The organism is Pseudomonas sp. SWRI18, from assembly GCF_014268345.1.
Lineage (GTDB): Bacteria > Pseudomonadota > Gammaproteobacteria > Pseudomonadales > Pseudomonadaceae > Aquipseudomonas > Aquipseudomonas cedrina.
The window spans coordinates 1-1,001 of the sequence record NZ_JACCQQ010000054.1; the positions used below are offsets into that span (position 1 = coordinate 1).

Genomic DNA, 1,001 nt, shown 5'->3' on the forward strand with positions numbered 1-1,001 from the left:
GTGCGCACCCACCCGGACTTGATAGGCCCCAGCGTCTGGACCCCCAGCCGAACCTGCACCCCCATGCCCCGCGTCGCCCAGGCCAGGAACAGATTGATCAGCACCTCGCCGGTTATCTCGCCGAGCAACTCGTACATCTGCGGCGGCGGCAGCAGGCGTATCCAAGCCACCATGGCTGACAGGTAGATGAACAACAGCGGCTCATCGCTGAGCACCAGCAGGCCTTTGGCAACGGCGTCCTTGCCCAGCTTCAGCAGCTCATCAAGTTCGGCCTGGGAGAGGTATTGCAGCAGCTTCTGGCTGTTCGCCTTGAGGTCCGCCAGCAGTTCATACAGCTGCGTAAGATCGTCCCAAAGGTTGTAGAGCGCCTTGCCGATCCCGGTCGAGAACGCCAACCCTTGCATGGCGCTGCGCTCGAAAGGCGTGGCGTTGGCAAACTCGTCCCATTGCGGCTTGAAGGTCTTCTTCCATTCCTCGCGCAGACGCTCGTCCAGCCCCGCGATCAGCGACTGATAAGACGCATACAGCGCCTTGACGTGATCCTTGGAAACGTTGGGATAAAAGGTGATCTGGTATGGCTGATCGCGGGTGCAATCGTTGATGTGAAGAATGCCGCTGGGGCCAATCATTCGATGGATCGGCGCACCCGTTGGGCTGCCATCCGCGGCAATCGCCTGCAGCATCACCGGCGTGTTGCCGATGGGCACAAACCGCGTGCTCTCGAACATGTGCACCAGCGTCAGCGAGCCCTGGGCCTTGCACACGGCAACGGTGCGACTGGGTTCTTTAGACGACGCGGGAGCGACGAGGGAGACTTCGTCACCGACTTTGAACACCTGCTCCACTTCCAGCGCCGAACCCGTCCAGAAACCCTCGGCCCATGCGTCAAAGGTGTTCAGGCACTGGCGCAAGTCACGGAAAACACTGCCGACGTCCGGCTTCTTGGCGTCCATGGGGGATAGGACGAACTTGCCGATAACCGGAATCAAGAGGCAGCCCCA

General features: G+C 60.9%; 1 pseudogene. It reads right to left on the reverse strand.

The features are described 5' to 3' along the window. Positions 1–989, reverse strand: a pseudogene (locus H0Z09_RS27165) (type IV secretion protein Rhs); the annotation flags it as partial. Between the last annotated feature and the right edge of the window lie 12 nt (positions 990–1,001).